At 57.3% G+C, this 16,106-nt stretch carries 16 protein-coding genes; 8 read left to right on the top strand and 8 right to left on the bottom strand.

Going from position 1 to position 16,106, the window contains the following annotated elements:
* Positions 1-232: 232 nt before the first annotated feature.
* The 5 genes from R3D51_06325 (at position 233) to R3D51_06305 (ending at position 5,256) form a co-directional block, all read left to right on the top strand.
* The gene (locus tag R3D51_06325; protein MEZ5899094.1) at positions 233-1,564 is read left to right on the top strand and encodes an ABC transporter substrate-binding protein; all 1,332 of its coding nucleotides are present in this window, start codon (positions 233-235) and stop codon (positions 1,562-1,564) included.
* Between the two features lie 108 nt (positions 1,565-1,672).
* A complete protein-coding gene (locus R3D51_06320) occupies positions 1,673-2,656 on the top strand; it encodes a YVTN family beta-propeller repeat protein (protein MEZ5899093.1) in 984 nt (327 codons plus the stop codon).
* Positions 2,657-2,708: 52 nt separating this feature from the next.
* Positions 2,709-3,485 (top strand): ABC transporter ATP-binding protein, encoded by a 777-nt coding sequence (locus R3D51_06315; GenBank protein MEZ5899092.1) that lies wholly within the window; start codon positions 2,709-2,711, stop codon positions 3,483-3,485.
* Positions 3,485-4,504 (top strand): ABC transporter permease, encoded by a 1,020-nt coding sequence (locus R3D51_06310; protein ID MEZ5899091.1) that lies wholly within the window; start codon positions 3,485-3,487, stop codon positions 4,502-4,504. The genes R3D51_06315 and R3D51_06310 overlap by 1 nt, the downstream gene beginning before the upstream one ends.
* 11 nt (positions 4,505-4,515) lie before the next feature.
* On the top strand, positions 4,516-5,256 hold the full coding sequence (locus tag R3D51_06305; protein MEZ5899090.1) for a hypothetical protein: 741 nt from the start codon (positions 4,516-4,518) through the stop codon (positions 5,254-5,256).
* A gap of 80 nt (positions 5,257-5,336) precedes the next feature.
* On the opposite strand, the gene R3D51_06300 is transcribed toward R3D51_06305, so the two are convergent.
* From R3D51_06300 to R3D51_06285, 4 genes are all read right to left on the bottom strand, one after another.
* Entirely contained in the window at positions 5,337-5,942 is a 606-nt protein-coding gene (locus tag R3D51_06300) for a PQQ-dependent catabolism-associated CXXCW motif protein (protein ID MEZ5899089.1), read from the bottom strand.
* 151 nt (positions 5,943-6,093) lie between these two features.
* Complete coding sequence (locus tag R3D51_06295) at positions 6,094-7,020, bottom strand: substrate-binding domain-containing protein (GenBank protein MEZ5899088.1); 927 nt, start codon at positions 7,018-7,020, stop codon at positions 6,094-6,096.
* 264 nt (positions 7,021-7,284) lie between these two features.
* Positions 7,285-7,842, bottom strand: coding sequence for a c-type cytochrome, methanol metabolism-related (locus R3D51_06290; protein ID MEZ5899087.1), 558 nt, complete (start codon positions 7,840-7,842; stop codon positions 7,285-7,287).
* Positions 7,843-8,061: 219 nt separating this feature from the next.
* Positions 8,062-9,882 carry a methanol/ethanol family PQQ-dependent dehydrogenase gene (locus R3D51_06285; protein MEZ5899086.1) on the bottom strand — a complete coding sequence of 607 codons (1,821 nt, stop codon included), beginning with the start codon at positions 9,880-9,882 and terminating at the stop codon, positions 8,062-8,064.
* Between the two features lie 462 nt (positions 9,883-10,344).
* Between R3D51_06285 and R3D51_06280 the strand changes: the two genes are divergently transcribed.
* From R3D51_06280 to R3D51_06270, 3 genes are all read left to right on the top strand, one after another.
* Entirely contained in the window at positions 10,345-11,295 is a 951-nt protein-coding gene (locus tag R3D51_06280) for a quinoprotein relay system zinc metallohydrolase 2 (protein MEZ5899085.1), read from the top strand.
* A 53-nt stretch (positions 11,296-11,348) separates the two neighbouring features.
* Positions 11,349-12,200 carry a quinoprotein dehydrogenase-associated SoxYZ-like carrier gene (locus R3D51_06275; GenBank protein MEZ5899084.1) on the top strand — a complete coding sequence of 284 codons (852 nt, stop codon included), beginning with the start codon at positions 11,349-11,351 and terminating at the stop codon, positions 12,198-12,200.
* Positions 12,201-12,289: 89 nt separating this feature from the next.
* Positions 12,290-13,105, top strand: coding sequence for a quinoprotein dehydrogenase-associated SoxYZ-like carrier (locus R3D51_06270; protein ID MEZ5899083.1), 816 nt, complete (start codon positions 12,290-12,292; stop codon positions 13,103-13,105).
* Between the two features lie 98 nt (positions 13,106-13,203).
* On the opposite strand, the gene R3D51_06265 is transcribed toward R3D51_06270, so the two are convergent.
* From R3D51_06265 to R3D51_06250, 4 genes are all read right to left on the bottom strand, one after another.
* Positions 13,204-13,560: a hypothetical protein gene (locus R3D51_06265; GenBank protein MEZ5899082.1), complete on the bottom strand. Its 357-nt coding sequence runs from the start codon at positions 13,558-13,560 to the stop codon at positions 13,204-13,206.
* A complete protein-coding gene (locus R3D51_06260; GenBank protein MEZ5899081.1) occupies positions 13,557-14,243 on the bottom strand; it encodes a hypothetical protein in 687 nt (228 codons plus the stop codon). Before R3D51_06260 ends, R3D51_06265 begins: the two co-directional genes overlap by 4 nt.
* A 177-nt stretch (positions 14,244-14,420) precedes the next feature.
* A complete protein-coding gene (locus R3D51_06255) occupies positions 14,421-15,368 on the bottom strand; it encodes a YncE family protein (protein ID MEZ5899080.1) in 948 nt (315 codons plus the stop codon).
* 1 nt (position 15,369) lies between these two features.
* On the bottom strand, positions 15,370-15,897 hold the full coding sequence (locus tag R3D51_06250; protein ID MEZ5899079.1) for an SRPBCC family protein: 528 nt from the start codon (positions 15,895-15,897) through the stop codon (positions 15,370-15,372).
* Between the last annotated feature and the right edge of the window lie 209 nt (positions 15,898-16,106).

Below are 16,106 nucleotides of genomic sequence, written 5' to 3'. Positions count from 1 at the left end.
AGTTGCGACTACGGTTGGCCATAGCTTTAGGTGCATTAGTGGGTATGCGGTTTGCAAGGTCCAGCCAAAAGGTTTGCAGCGCACGAACGGTCACAAAACCGCGAGTAATCGGACCGTCCCTTGACAACGCGTCACATGCGCCCCTTTTACAGGATAAGCAATACAGTAACATTTCGGGCCGGCACTTCGTCGTCGCGAAATGCGATTGGTGAAGGTCTGCAACGGACTGAGAATGAGCAGCGAACCAGCACATATCTGGCCGCGCGTGGGTCTTCGCGCTGCATCGACAAGCAAGGCTTGTTTCACCGGTGTCTTGGCGACGGGACTGATGCTTGCAATGAGCCCGGTCGACGTACGTCCGGTTTATGCTCAAGATAGCGCGGACAAGCAGGCGACGCCGGCCGCTTCAGACAACGCCAAAACCACGGCCGCCGATGTGCAGCAGGTACCCATCCTTTATCTCAAGCAGCAACGCGAAAAGAATTTGCCGTTGTCGCTTCTTGATCTGCCACCGTCGGATGAAGGCATTGCCGGCGCGAAGCTCGGCATCGCTGATAACAACACGACCGGACAATTCACCAAGCAGAACTTTACACTCGACGTCATAGAAAGCGCCAACGTCGACGACCTGATCAAAGCGGCGGTCGAGAAGGTTCCGCAGACTTCCGGATTCATCGCTGCCGACATGGCCCCTGACGCGCTTCTCAAGCTCGCAGATGCACTGGCGGGCAAAGATGCGGTTGTAATGAACGTCGGAAATCCGGACGACAGCCTGCGCGAGGAGAACTGCCGCGCCAACATGCTGCACCTCGCGCCGACGCGATCCATGCTTGCCGACGCTCTCGGTCAGTATCTGGCCTGGAAGCGCTGGAATAACTGGTTTTTGATCGTCGGTCCGCAGCAGGAAGATAAGTTGTACGCCGATGCTCTGCGCCGCGCGGCCAAGCGTTTTGGCTCGAAAATCGTGGAAGAGCGGGAATTCAAGTACGAAGGCGGCAGCCGGCGCGCCGATGGCGGATTTGAACAAGTCCAACAGCAGATTCCGGGCTTCACGCAAGGCGCCAAGGAGCACGACATCGTGATGGTTGCCGACGAAGGCAATCTGTTTGGCGATTACATTCCCTATCGCACATGGTCTCCGCGTCCTGTTGCCGGAACCACGGGTCTCGTTGCAACCAGCTGGCATCCCGCAGTGGAGCTTTGGGGGGGCACGCAGTTCCAGAACCGCTTCAAACGGCTTGCCGACCGTATCATGCGGCCGACCGACTACGATGCCTGGCTTGCCATGCGCGTGGTTGGGGAAGCTGCGACCCGCACCAAGTCGAACAAATTCGCTGACCTTAACCAATTCGTTCATTCCCCGAATTTCGAGGTTGCAGCATTCAAGGGAGTGAAGACGACGTTTCGTTCCTGGAACGGTCAACTGCGCGAACCGATCATTGTCGCCACGCCGAAATTGCTCGTGTCGGTCTCTCCTCAACCGGGTTTCCTGCACCAGACTTCGGTGCTCGACACGCTGGGTTACGACAAGCCGGAGACTAAGTGTAAAGCGTATGCCAAATAGCCCGCGCCACGCTGCGTCTCATCTAATTTCAGCCGGCAGACGCAAGGCTCATTGCCCAGGCACGAGACTTTTGGCAGCCGCCCCATATCCATTTTGGAGAAACTGAGAATGTCCGCCAACAAGTCCTTATTCTACTCGCTGGCATGTTTCACCGCAGTCGCCGCCTCCGCTTCGCAAGCGCAGGCCTACACGGTCTATGTCACGAATGAGAAGGACAACACGGTCAGCGTCATCGACAGCACAAAGCAGGAGGTCATCAAGACCTTCAAGGTCGGACAGCGCCCGCGCGGCATCGTTATGTCGAAGGATCAGAAGTGGCTGATCATCTGCACCAGCGATGACAACATCATTCAGGTCTATGACGCAAAGACCTACGAGTTCGTCAAATCGCTGCCTTCGGGGCCCGATCCTGAGTTGTTGATCCTGCATCCCGACGGCAAGACCCTTTACGTGGCCAACGAGGATGACAACCTGGTCACAGTTGTCGACATCGAGAAGGGCACCGTCATTTCCGACATTCCAGTCGGCGTCGAGCCCGAGGGCATGGGAATGAGCCCGGACGGCAAGGTGTTGGTCAACACCTCGGAAACGACCAACATGGCGCATTTCATCGACACCGAAACCCACAAGACGTTCGATAACGTCCTTGTCGACAGCCGCCCGCGCGTCGCGTTGTTCAATCATGACGGCACGCAGTTGTGGGTTTCGTCCGAGATCGGCGGCACGGTAACGGTGCTCGATCCAACCAATCGCAAGCAGATCGCCAAGATCTCCTTTGAGATCCCCGGCATTGCGAAGGAAGCTATCCAGCCGGTTGGCATTCGCCTCACCAAGGACAGCACAAAGGCCTTCGTTGCTTTGGGACCGGCAAACCGCGTCGCCGTAATCGACGTCGCTACTTTCAAAGTCGAGAAATATATTCTGGTCGGCCAGCGCGTCTGGCAGATGTACCTTACCCCCGACGACAAGTTGCTCTACACCACCAACGGCACATCCAACGACGTGACCGTCGTCGACGTAGATAAGCTCAAGCCGCTTAAGTCGATCAAGGTTGGCCGCTATCCCTGGGGCGTGGTCATTAGTCAGGAATAGGATGCACCGCGGACCGCATTGGCGAGCATGTATTTAGGTTTAGATGGTACCGATGACTGCAGCAGCAGCAGAGAAGCAAAGCGCACCAACGCAGGCGCTCGTCGTGCGAGAGGTCAGTCACGCCTTCGGCGATAAGAAGGTTCTAGATAACGTGTCTATCACGGTCGAACAGGGACGGTTCGTTGTGCTTTTAGGCCTTAACGGCGCAGGAAAGTCGACGCTGTTTTCCCTGATAACCCGCCTGTACGACAACGTTTCCGGCGAAATTCTCATTCGCGGCTTCGATGTGCGGCGCAAGCCGACGGCTGCCTTGCAACGGCTTGGCGTTGTCTTTCAGAGCCGCACACTCGACAACGATCTGAGCCTTTTGCAGAATCTGAAATATCACGCCGCCTTGCACGGTATGAACACGCGCGTTGCCGGTGAACGGGCCATGCAGGCGTTGGAGGTGGTCGGACTGGCCGATCGCGCCAAAGAGAAGGTACGGGCAATGTCGGGCGGTCAAGCACGGCGCGTCGAGATTGCGCGCTCGCTGATGCACAAACCCGATCTGCTCCTGCTGGATGAAGCAACCGTTGGCCTCGACATCGGCTCGCGCGAGAGCGTCGTCGGGATCGTTCGCGATCTTGTCGCCAAACAGGGGCTGGGCGTGTTGTGGGCCACTCACCTTATGGATGAGGTGCGCCCTACCGATCTCGTGGTCGTGCTGCACAAGGGGCGCGTTCTTTATAATGGAAACGTACCGGAATTCTTGAAGACGACAGACACGAACTCTGTCAGCGAGGCATTCCGTGCCATCACCGGATCTTCCGCGCAGGAGGCCGCGTGATGACCATGAACGCTCGCGTCGTGACCGGCCCTGCCTCGCATATTCCCGCAAACGCAGATCGGGTTGAAGAACATCGCGGCCTAAGCCTCGCCAATTATAGCGCCTGCTTCCGCGGCATCGTGTGGCGTGAGGTTCTGCGCTATCTCCACCAGCGCGAGCGATTTTTTTCTGCCCTCGTGCGGCCAATGATTTGGCTTTTCATTTTCGCCGCAGGCTTCCGCCAGACACTTGGCGTCTCGATCATTCCGCCCTACCAGTCATACGTTCTCTACGAAGAATTCATCATGCCCGGGTTGATCGGCATGATCTTGCTATTCAACGCCATGCAGTCGTCGCTGTCGATGGTCTATGATCGAGAGACGGGCGCGATGCGCACGCTTCTCGTCAGCCCATTCCCGCGCACGTTCCTACTGCTGTCGAAGCTGCTGGGCGGCGTTTCGGTCGCGCTCCTTCAGGTCTACGCATTCCTGCTGGTTGCCTATTTCTGGGAAATCCAGCCGGCCGCATTCCAGGAGGTCTCGCTCTTTACCATGTATGACCCCAGTCCGTGGTTCTCCGGGGTGCTGAGCGGGGTTGCAGAACCCATCACGACGCCGTTGTTCTCGGTCCCTGAGTGGGCTCAGTCGTTTGCGGGCTACGTCACCGTTCTGCCCGCTCTGATCCTTTCCGGCCTGATGCTGGGATCGCTGGCGCTGTTCATGTCGTCCGTAATCAAGCAGCTGGAAAACTTTGCCGGCGTGATGAACTTCGTTATCTTCCCAATGTTCTTTGCCTCGAGTGCACTTTATCCGCTGTGGCGCATCCGCGAGGCGAGTCCAATTCTTTATGAGATCTGCCGACTCAATCCATTCACCTATGGGGTTGAGCTTATCCGTTTCGGCTTTTATGGACAGATCGATATCGTTTCACTGCTGGTGGTCGTCGCCTGCACGATCCTGTTCCTGACCGCAGCCGTGTTCGCCTACAATCCCTCCAAGGGTTTGATCGCCCGGCGCGGTGGTCCTGGAGGAGCAGCCTGAAAGTCCATTCCATGATGAAATCTGTAGTCAATTTATCCAAATTGCTCGCATTGGCGGTGCTTGCTTCCTTGCCCGTATTGGCAACCAGCGCGCCGTCGCGCGCTCAAGATGAGCAAGCCGCTCCTGGCACCGAGCAATCCGCACCAGCAGAGGCAACTAATCAGGCGCAAAGCAATGGCGCTGAGGACAACAAAGAGCCCGAGTGGCCATGCATCTCGCGAAAGGTGCTGGAAATTTCACCCGCCCAGATTTGGGATGGTCCTTCTCTTGAGGGTCTGCCGAACTGGCGAGACGATGACACCATTCGCAAGCTGTCCGAGTATGTTGTTGCGCGCCGCATTCCGGAAGATGAAGTCGATGCCGCGATCAAGAAATACGCAGAATCTATTCCCAAGGCCGAGCGCGATCAAAAGTTGACGCTGCTGTTCTCCGCCGCTCTGTCGCGCATCAACGACGAACGCAAGGTCGTGATGTCCGGCATCGAACGCTTCCACAAGCGCCAGCTCGCCCGCGCCAAGGAGATCGAGAAGGAAGGCTTGACGCTGCCGTCTCAAGGCGAAGCTCTTCCTGAAAATCCCATGCCGGCCGAAGAAGTCGACCATCTGACCCCTGAAGAAGAGAAGTACAAGTGGGAGGTGCGCGTTTTTCAGGAGCGCCAGCAAAACATTCCGATCGCGTGCGAGATTCCCCAGCTGATCGAAGAGCGGGCCGGCTTTATAGCGCGCAGCATTCGCGCCCAGATGAGCAACTGAGCTTCACCCATACGACAAACAAAAGAAGCCCGGCAACGATCTGCCGGGCTTCCTTTATGGAGGTGTCATAGCAGCGAGCCTCATGGCTGCGGCTCTTGCGGAACTGGCGTAACTTGCACAACGGGCAAGCCCGCTTCCTGCCAGCCGTCCGTGCCGTCGGGATACCACATGACCTTCGTGTAACCGTAAGTAAGCGCGCGCTTGGCGGCATTCCAACTCATCCAGCAATCGCGCAAGCAGTAGAATACAACCGCCTTCGACTTATCACCGGCCGTGAGCTTCTCAAGGTTGCTCTTGAAGTAGTCATCGGTCTGCGGCGAGATCACACCATAACCAACATTCGCCAGCCAGGTTGCATTCTCAATGGTGAGGTGGATCGGCTCGCGCCAGAAAGTCCCCTTCGGAAGATTCGGCGGCTTGGGTGCACGCGGATAGACGTCGACAAAGATCGCCGCCTTCTTGGTCCACAGATCACCAGCCTTGTCGGAAGTCAGCACAGTCGCGCCTTTCAGCGTGGCAGGCACGGGCTTGCGGTACTCGTCCATGCGGTAACCGTCGGGCTCAGGCGGCCTTTCGGCGTTCGGGGGCGGTGCCGGTCCGACATCGACATGCTCTGCGTGCAGGCCGAGGCTGGTGCAAAACGGCAAAAGCGCAGCGATTAGAATTGCGGCGCGAACGTTTCTCATGGACGTTTCCTCACTGCTAACGTCCGCGCAATAAAGCGCGGTCTTGTTATTGATCCGCCGCCGGGCGAGCGGAGCCCTGATACGAAAAAACGGCGCTGCCGTCGAGCGGGCGCCGCCATTTCATGCAAAGCTGACTAAGGACGATGGGTAATCAGGGTGCTTTAGCGGTCTCTGCCGCGGGATTAGAAGCCGTATCCTCCGCCTTCTTTTCTCCGCCAGTCGCATTCGCGGTCCGCGGCGCGGTCAGAAGATCCATTTTCGTATCGTCATCCACCAGCAGCGGAATCCCATAGTCGAACAGGATCTTGTCGATATCACCCTGACGTTTGGCGATGATCTCGTTGAGCTGGCGCTTCCAGGCATCATCGCCCTGGCGCACACCCATCGTGATGCGGAAGGCAATCTTGCCTGCGCCTTGTTCTTTCAGCAACGGAACCACCACAAGGTCGTCGCCGCCACGTTTCGCCCAGTAGGCCGCAATCGGACCCCAGTGAACGCCCGCGGCGATCTCACCAGACTCGATATCTTTCATCATCTGCTCTGCCGGATTTTCGTAACGGCGGTCGACCATCATCGGATAACCATGGACGTTCGCCATCAAGCCGTACTTGGCGATGTAGTTGGCGCCGGGAGACCCCTGAATAGCACCGATACGCTTACCCTTGAGACGCGGATCGGCGAGCGTGTCGATGCCGTCGAGCCCGGTGCCCTTCTTGTAGACGATCGCCGACGTCGAGCGATAGATCGCGTTGGTGTTGAGGACAAGCTCGTCACCTTGGCCCCAGCCAATGACCAGATCACACCGCTTGCGCGACAGCGTCATACGGATGAAGCCTGTAGCCTTTGGAAACCAAGTGTAGACGACGGGAAGATTGAGCTCCTGACCGATCAGGTCTGCAATTTTATTCTCGAAGCCTTCGCCCTTGTCGTTGGAGAACGGAAGATCGGCGGGATCGGCGCACACGCGCAGTTGCTTACGGTTAACAAGATCCGCCTTTGGCGCCTCGGCTGCGAAGGCGCCGGAAACGGTCGCTAAGCCAATGATCCCTGCAATGGTCGCGAGTACGGTCTTTGACACGATAATGAATTCCTTGTTGCTTGCTTGGCGGATTGGTGTGCGCTCGGCTTCACCGCGCGCCCGGGCCACAGGCCAATTGTTCAAGCGCGAGTTCGACGTGAAAGCGCCGCACGCCTGCGGTCCCGCGGGACGGGACCTTTTCCCTATGATACGGCGTAAACCCGCTAACAAGGCATGACGATCACGTTATCGCCAGTCCCTTCTTCGTGAACGCAAAAACACCCGGGTTCGTTTCCGAGCCCGGGCGTTTTTGGAGTTACATGCTTATTCGCCGAAGCATTCTGCGGCGGTCTTCTTGGTCTCCGGAGAGATGTCCTCGCGGCCATTCGGACGGCCCGCAGGCATACCCGTCTTCGGGTCCGTCATGTTTTCAGAACGCGCCTTGATGTAGGTGTAGATGTCGTCGATGTAGCACATCACGTTGCGGTCATCGCCGAATGCCGGCATTACGTACTTGGTGCCGCCGCGATCCGCGATGCGGCCCGAAGCGACGGTCTGCAAGAACGTCGCGTAGTCCATGGTCTTCAGAGAGTCGCCAAGTGAGGGCGCGAAGGTGCTGCCCAGCGCGTTGGGACCGTGACAAACGTGGCAAGCATCGTGGTAGCGGCGAAAGCCGTTCCAAGTGCCCCAGTCGACCTTGTAGTCCTTGGTGACGACAGGCGCAGGATTGTCGTCCTTGTCCCTGTAACGACCGTCCTTGAATTCTAAGCCAAGCTCTTTGGCCCTGGCCTGGACCTCGGAGTTATCATCGGCAATCGCCTGGAAGCTCAGTGCGGAGCAAGCAAGTGCTGCGACCGCCAATGTGATGCCAAACTTGTTCACGCGTTTCCTCATCGTTTCTGAAGTTTTCTTCGACCCCAATTGATCTACGACAAAAGTCGCTAATTCAAGCCGCGACAATAGTCCGCAGGATCATATTTTTATTCTTATCTGGTGAACAATGGCGCCGTTGCAAGAACGAGCACGACTTCATTTCCCCGAAAATCAAAAAAGAACCGGCGCAGGGTGACCTGCGCCGGTTCCTTAAGTCCTTAGCTGCGTTTAGGGCAGCGAGAAGACTGTGAGCGAGCCGCCGAGGCGGGTGTAGTTCGACAGACCAGCGTAGCCGCCGACTGCGCCCAGACCATCGGTCGGGTTGGTCAGACCAGCTGCCAGACCGATGCCGGCCCAGCCACCGACGCCCGAGAAGACGCCGACGAACTGCTTGCCCTTGTGCTCATAGGTGAACACGTTGCCGATGATGCCCGACGGAGTCTTGAACTTGAAGAGCTCCTTGCCGTCCTTCTGATCGACTGCCTTCAGGTAGCCTTCCAGCGTACCGTAGAAAGCAACGCCGCCAGCGGTGGTGAGAGCACCCGACCACACCGAGAACTGCTCAGGCTTCGACCATACGATCTTACCTGCAGCGCCGTCCCAAGCGATGAAGTTACCCATGCCGCCGTGAGAGTCCGGAGCCGGATACATGGACAGCGTGGCGCCGACGTAGGGCTGACCAGCCGTGTACGAAACCTTGAAGGGTTCGTAGTCCATGCAAACGTGGTTCGTCGGAACGTAGAACAGGCCAGTCTTCTCCGAGAACGAAGCAGGCTGCTGGTCCTTCGAGCCGAGAGCCGCAGGGCAGATGCCCTTCGTGTTCACGTCCTGACCGTTGAGGAACGTCGAGTACTTAGCGACGACCTGCGGACGGCCATACTGCGGATCCTTGGGATCCATGACGACGTGCGTGGCCCAGTTGACGGCCGGATCGTACTTCTCAGCAACCAGGAGCTCGCCAGTGGCGCGATCCCAGGTGTAAGCGAAGCCGTTACGGTCGAAGTGGACGGCGACCTTGCGGTCTTTGCCACCGATCTTGAGCGTTGCCAGGATCGGCTCGTTGATGCCGTCATAGTCCCACTCATCGAACGGGGTCATCTGGTAAGCCCACTTCGCCATACCCGTATCGGGGTCACGAGCGAACATGGTCATCGACCACTTCTGGTCGATCTGCTTGCCATCAGGCCCAGCGCGCTGAGCCGGGTTCCACGTAGAGGGGTTACCGGTGCCGTAGTAGAACAGGTTCAGCTCAGGATCGTAGGCCATATAGCCCCAGATCGAACCACCACCGTTCTTCCACTGATCGCCATTCCAGGTCTTCAGCGAGGAGTCCTTGCCGACCGGCTTGCCGAGCGACATGGTCTTCTCAGGATCGACCAGGATTTCGTCATCCGGGCCCATCGAGTAGGCGCGCCATACGCGCTTGCCCGAGTTGAGGTCGTAAGCGGTCATGAAGCAGCGAACGCCAAATTCAGCGCCCGAAACACCGATCATCACTTTGTCTTTGATGATGATAGGTGCGCCCGTGCCGGTCTCACCCTTCTTGGGGTCAGCGTTGACGGACTTCCACAGCTCCTTGCCGGTCTTTGCGTCGATAGCGACGAGAGACGTATCGGCTTGGTGAAGAAGGATCTTGCCCTCAGCGTACTGCACGCCACGGTTGACCGTGTCGCAGCACATGACGGGGATAACCGACGGATCCTGCTTCGGGCTGTACTGCCAGATGATCTTGTTTTCGTCGTCCAGGTTCAACGCGTAAACGTTGTTCGGGAACGCCGTGTGGAGATACATCGTATTGCCGATGACGAGCGGCGAACCTTCGTGACCACGAAGAACACCCGTCGAGAACGTCCAGGCCACCTTCAGGCTGCCAACGTTGGCAGTGGTGATCTGGTCAAGCTTCGAGTAGCGAGTACCCGCATAGTTGCCCGACTGCTGAGCCCAGTTCTTTGGATCCTGCGACAACTTCATCGAGTCGTCGTTGGCCAGAACGGGCGCCGTGTAGGCAACAGATGCGAGTAATCCGCATGCGATTGCACTTTTGCGCATCGCGCTTCCTCCATTTTTGAGAATCTTGCCACGCTTGCAAGTGGTTCACGTGGACCCCTGTTCGCCCAGCCCCGTCGGCAGCCAGTGCAATGGGATTTTTTTTCTCCCTATTTGCAAAAAGCCAACACTAAAGGGCTTTCACACGACCGTGTGAGGTTCGAGAGGCCTCGTTACCCGGCGGCATCTAGGCACTTTTTTTTCCCGCCTGCAACAACGTCGCAGGTAATCTTTCTAATCGACATGATTAGGACAATAGTACTGACCCAAAAAACCCTAGAAAACATCGGCTTATATTGCACTGCGGGATAATTGGTGCGCCGCACGACTACTTGCTACGAAAGTCCCATTCTCGCACCTGCGATCACGTTCCGATCGCGATTCCGTGATCGATATGGTCGCTGGAAGATCTGCAAGACATGAGATCATCTAGGATCACAACTGCAGATCATGGAATGAGCATACATGCCTAACGAATTGACACGTAAGAATTTTCTCGCCGGAGCTGCGGCTTTGGCGGCTGTCCCCTGGCTCCCGCGCGTGTCAATGGCGGAGGCGCGGGAGCTGAGGATGGTCGAGGTGGCACCCGGTCTGTTTGTCCACCAAGGCGCCTATGAACTCGTCTCACCGGCAAATGCCGGAGATATCTCCAACATGAGCCTTATTATCGGCAAAGATGCCGTGGCGATCGTCGACACCGGCGGCAGCGCGATGGTCGGACGCGGCTTTCTCGCCGCGATCCGCGCCATCACAGACAAACCGATCCGATACGTCATCAACACCCACATGCATCCCGACCACGTTTTCGGAAATGCGCCGTTCGTTGCTGAAAAAGCGACGTTTGTCGCTCATTACAAAATGGCGCGCGGACTGGCCGCGCGGGCAGACAACTATCTCAAGAACAACCGGCGGCTTATCGGCGAAGACGAATTTGCAGGAAGCGAGATCATCCTTCCGACCGAACACGTGAAAGAACCGCGCGACATCGATTTAGGCGAACGCATTATAACGCTCGTTCCACGCCCCACCGCGCATACAGACAACGACCTCACGATTTTCGACAAGTCGACAGGCACTTTGATCGCCGGCGATCTTCTTTTCTCCAAGCACATCCCTACGCTCGACGGTTCGATCGTTGGCTGGCTGGCGCTTATAGACGTCCTGCGCAAGGAGCCGGCCGCCCGCGTCGTGCCGGGTCATGGACCAGCGAGCATGTCCTGGCCCGACAGCCTCGACCCTTTAGAACGATACCTCCGAAGTATCGCGGAAGATGTTCGTGCCATGATAAAAGATAATAAGACACTGACTGAAGCGACCAAAACGGCAGGCGCGTCCGAAAAGGATAATTGGCTGCTGGCTGACGAGTTTCATGTGCGAAACGTAACGGCAGCCTTTGCTGAGCTGGAATGGGAATGAAACGCTCGATCGTGGCCGGCCACGACTCGATGAGCCAAGGGAAATATCCGAGAATGAAGGTATACCCGTTGAGCCTGACGGCTGTGTTGGGAGCAGCGCTGATGGCGTTCGCTTTGATTGCGGCACCCGCATTCGCACAAGACGACGATGAAGCCGCCGAGCCGCCGGGATGGAACGGCATCAAGAAAGAATTCTACGATGGCCGTGAGATTGATGAGGCCTCTACCAAGATCGTCGTGGAAGCCCCAGACAAAGCCGACGACGCCGCTGTCGTTCCGGTGACTGTGTACATCAACGCCGACGTTGCCGATAACATCAAAACGCTGCGCATTTTCATCGACAACAATCCGATGCCGTTGGTTGGTGCGTTCACGTTCGGCCGCGCAGCAGGCATCGGACCAAAGACGATCTCGACGCGCGTGCGCTTCGACAGCTTCTCTTATATCCGCGCCGTCGTCGAAACCGAGGATGGTAAGGTTCACATGGGGGCTCACTTCGTGCAGGCCGCCGGAGGCTGTTCCTCATCGGCGCTGAAAGACGTAACGACGGCAGCCGCCCACGCAGGTCAGATGCAGATCAAGAAAATCTCCAGTGGACCGCGTTTTGCGTCGCAAAAAAATCAGTCCATGGTTACCGCCGAAGCCCAAGTTATGCTCCGCCACCCGAACTTTTCAGGAATGCAGATGGATCCTGTAACGGGTCAGTACATCCCTGCGAAATATGTTCGTGAACTGGACGTCAAGCGCGGTGACGAGGTGGTTTTTCACATGGAAGCCGGAATCTCGCTGTCTACGAACCCTAACATCCGATTCACTTACGGTTCCATCGACAACGACATCCTGAATGCGACGGCCTCCGACTCCGATGGAGCGACCTTTAGCGCGACATCGGCAAACAATTCTTGACAGGAACTTGATGGCGAGGGTCCTTGACGGAGCCGCCCAAACCGCCGCTAATCAGCCGAAAGGCTAATGCCCGGAAAGGACCCTTGACCATGATTCGCCTCATCCCGATCGGAGTTCTATTTGCATTGATGATGGCGTTTTCGCCAGCAATGCCTGCGTATGCCGGCGACGACGATCCATGGCCAGGGATTGCCAAGGATCTGTTCGAAGGCCGCACGATTGAGGAGAACTCCCAAATCGTGCTCGACGCGCCTTATCGCGCGGAGGATGCCGGCGTCGTTCCGATTTCGGTAAAGCTGCCAGCCGATCTCGCCGAGCAGGTCTCGAAGCTCACGCTCGTCATCGATAAGAACCCGATGCCAGTGGTCGCTGCCTTCACATTCGGCGCAGGCGCCGGAAATGGTGATCGCATTATTTCCACCCGTGTCCGGTTCGACATGTACTCCAACCTGCGCGCCATCGCCGAAACCAAGGATGGGAAATTGCTGATGGTGAGCCGCTTCGTGAAAGCGGCCGGAGGCTGCTCGGCTCCCGCGCTGAAGGATGCCGATCAGGCGCTCGCCAATCTCGGCAAGATGCAGGTGAAGATGTTTGGTGACGATCAATCCAAGGGCTCTTCTGCTCCAATGAGAGAAGCCCAGCTCATGATCCGCCATCCGAACTACTCTGGTATGCAGATGAACCAGCTCACCGGCTATTACATCCCGGCAAAGTATATTCAGGAAATCGAGGTGAAACGCGGCGACGAGTTGGTCTTCAAGATCGAAGCTGGCATTTCACTCTCGGAAGATCCCAACATTCGCTTCACCTACGGCGCAGGCTCGGCTGGCGAGGGCATTGAAGTCACCGCGAAGGATTCCGACGGCAACGTCTTCACGGGTCATGCGACGCCGAAGAACTCCTGATCCAGTCGCCGCATCGATGGTCGGCACAGATATAGAAAGGGGCGCTCTATAAGCGCCCCTTTCTTGCATTCAACCAACCAGGTCTGCGATGAACGCGCTTAGAAACACTTGAGCTCGGCTTCGACCTGCGCCATCTGCAGTTTCTTGACCTTAGCCTGGATCGCCGGGTTCTGCAGCACAGCGACCTGCTCGCCGCCGCGCATACTCACCGACTTGATCGTCTCGGCTTCCTCGTAGGCGCTGAAGGGCAACAAGGCTGCGATCTGATCGATTGAGCAGGAGCACTTCTCCAACATTTCGCGGGTAGCGCCGTTGGCCTGCATGCAGCCATAAACGTAGTCAGCGCGTGTCACCGTGGGATAATCGTTCGGGGGAAGCTCCATGGCCTGCGCCATAGGGACGACAGCCGCCGATATGGCAACGCTGACCGCCGCAAGAAACTTGATCGGTCTCATTTCGTACCTCCATAGCCCGCGAGCGTCGTGCGCTCTTCAAAGCTCGGGCTGCCCGCTGTCGAACTTTTGATCGTAGAACGAGCCTCGACGAGTTCGCCCGGCACCGATGGACTGATGATAAATTCAAACGTTGAAATATCATACCCACGCATACGTTCGACGTTGGGATCGTCTTTGAATGGTTCGACGTCGATGCGATAGGCATCAACGGTCTGGCCCTTGTAGTCGATCTTCACTTTTTCAACCGCCGATTTCTTGTCGATGTTCTTGGTGAAGCGGTTTTTCAGATAAGCGAAGTCTCCGCCGCTCACCGACCTGAAGCTCGAGACAGCTTGCTGCATTGTGACGATGAACATGGGATTGATCGTCATCTCCGTCATCTTCTGCAGATCGCGGGCGCGCTCGCCGGTGTAGATCTGCAGATCGAGAGTACGCTTGCCGTCCTTTACCTCAGCGACTTTGAGCGTGATCTTGTCGTTGAAGCCCTTGCCAAGCATCTCCTCGTTGGAAACCGTGCGGGCAAAATCGTATACCAGCTCCTCGCCTTCGGTCGTGTTGTTCATGTGCTGGGCTTCAAAGATGATGGGCGTGGCTTTCAGATCCTCGGCGGCAGCATGAACCGCACCAACCGGCGCGCATACCAGCGCAGCCATCACTGCGATCCTGCGAATAGACTTGGACATTGGGTGCGATCCTCCGATCGTCGTAGGTTTTTTGGTTGGCCGGTTATTTAGCGAGCCTTTCGGACTATGGCCAGGGGCGGCTGCTCACAACCTTGATTTAGGCGCGATGACCCCGGCCGTGACCAGCCGGAGCCGACATTTTGAGCAATTGCCGCGTGTTAGGGTACTTAAAACCCGTTAACGTAGGAACTTGCCGAAGGCTCGCGGACCATCGCCCACCTCGGCTTTGCCCGTAATCTTCAGCTCGACGGGATCGATCCTCAAAAGCTCGTTATCGCCCCAACAGGCTACATATACCGTGCCGTCGGGCTGACTTTCCTCGATGCCTTCAGGATGGTCGCAGGCATCAATCGTCTTCACAATCGCAAGCGTTTTGGTGTCGAACACACTGACCGAGCCGCCGTACTGGTCGGTCACGAAGCCTTTGTCCTTCGACAACGCCACCGCATAAGGTCTGCGGCCAACCTTGACATTGCCGAGAGCCTTGCGCGCGGCAATGTCTATGACGGTGACATCATCGCTGCCGACGTTGGCTGTGTAGGCGCGGGTTCCGTCATCGGAAATCGTAATGCCGAAAGGCCGGGTGCCGACCTTGATGGTCGCTAGAACCTTACGTGCATTGAGATCTACGATCGAAACCTGGTCGCTGTCGCGATCTGCCGACAACAACAATGCGCCGTCGGGCGTCACCGCAAGACCAGACGGGGACTGACCGACCCTGACGTCACCGACGACCGCCATTTTGGCCGCATCGACGATCAAAATTTTGTGCGTGTACCAGTCGGCGACGTACACCTCGGCCCGCGAGGGATGCGCCGCGATACCAAGCGGGCCGCCACCGACTTCGAGTTGCCGTGTGATCTTGCGAGTGACCGCATCGATCTCTATCAGCGCCTTGCCGTCCGGTGCCGTCACATACGCAAGCTTACGATCTGGCGAAAGAGCGATGCCCGCCGGCTTGCCCGATAGCGCGATTTCCGCGATCGACTTCATCTGTCCGAGATCGACCACCGACAGGCTATCGGCCGGTTGATTGGTGATGAGAGCTTCCTGTGCATGGGCCGCGCCCGCACCGGCCAATGCCAGAGCGAGCGCGAACGCGTGTGTCTGCCAGATGCCCGGCATATCAGCCGCCAGCCTCAAGCTTCTTCTTGAGATTTTCGAGCGCCGTCTTGTAGAGGCCCTCAACAGCCTTGACGGCCGCCTCGTCACTCAACTCTGGCGGCGGGTCGTTCAGCGGATAGCCACGGTAGAAGGCGCCCTTCCACTCCACCTTGGACTTGTCGCCGTCGGCCGACACGGTAATCGAGGAAGAGTAATTCGAGATCGGAACGACCTTCACGTCGACCTTCGTAATCTCATACGAGTACATCATGCCTTCAGCATTGTATTTGTTGAGTTTTTCATCAATCGTGCCGTTCGGAAGCGTCAACACGCGGGTCGCGCCGACGTCATTACCTCCGGTGCCTTCCGTTTTGCTGAACACTCCGGTCCAGCCCATATCCTGGAAGTTGCCGACCACGGCCCAGACCTTGGCGGCGGGCGCATTGATTTCGACCTCTTCCTTAACCTTCTGACGCGAGGGCCCATGAGCGAATGCGCTCGCCGGAAGCAGTCCGGCAAAAGCGATCAATAGGGCCAGATATCTCAGCATACTTTCCTCCGAGGATGTCTTGTAAGGTATTCGTCTTGCTTACTCTTTGGAGCAAGCCGGGCGAGGGCGGGGTGACCATAGGACTGCGCGTCGCCATGCGCAATGCACGCTTGCCTGTGTCGCCTTGACCCGTCGCTCAAGCGTTGTCATACCCCTCGTCTCGTGCTTTGGTCGAACTTCGTTAGAACAACAAACTTCAACGACATGGG

The organism is Hyphomicrobiaceae bacterium (assembly GCA_041397645.1).
Classification (GTDB): domain Bacteria; phylum Pseudomonadota; class Alphaproteobacteria; order Rhizobiales; family Hyphomicrobiaceae; genus Hyphomicrobium_B.
The sequence above is the reverse complement of the archived record's forward strand: the minus strand, read 5'-3'. Positions and strand labels throughout refer to the sequence as shown.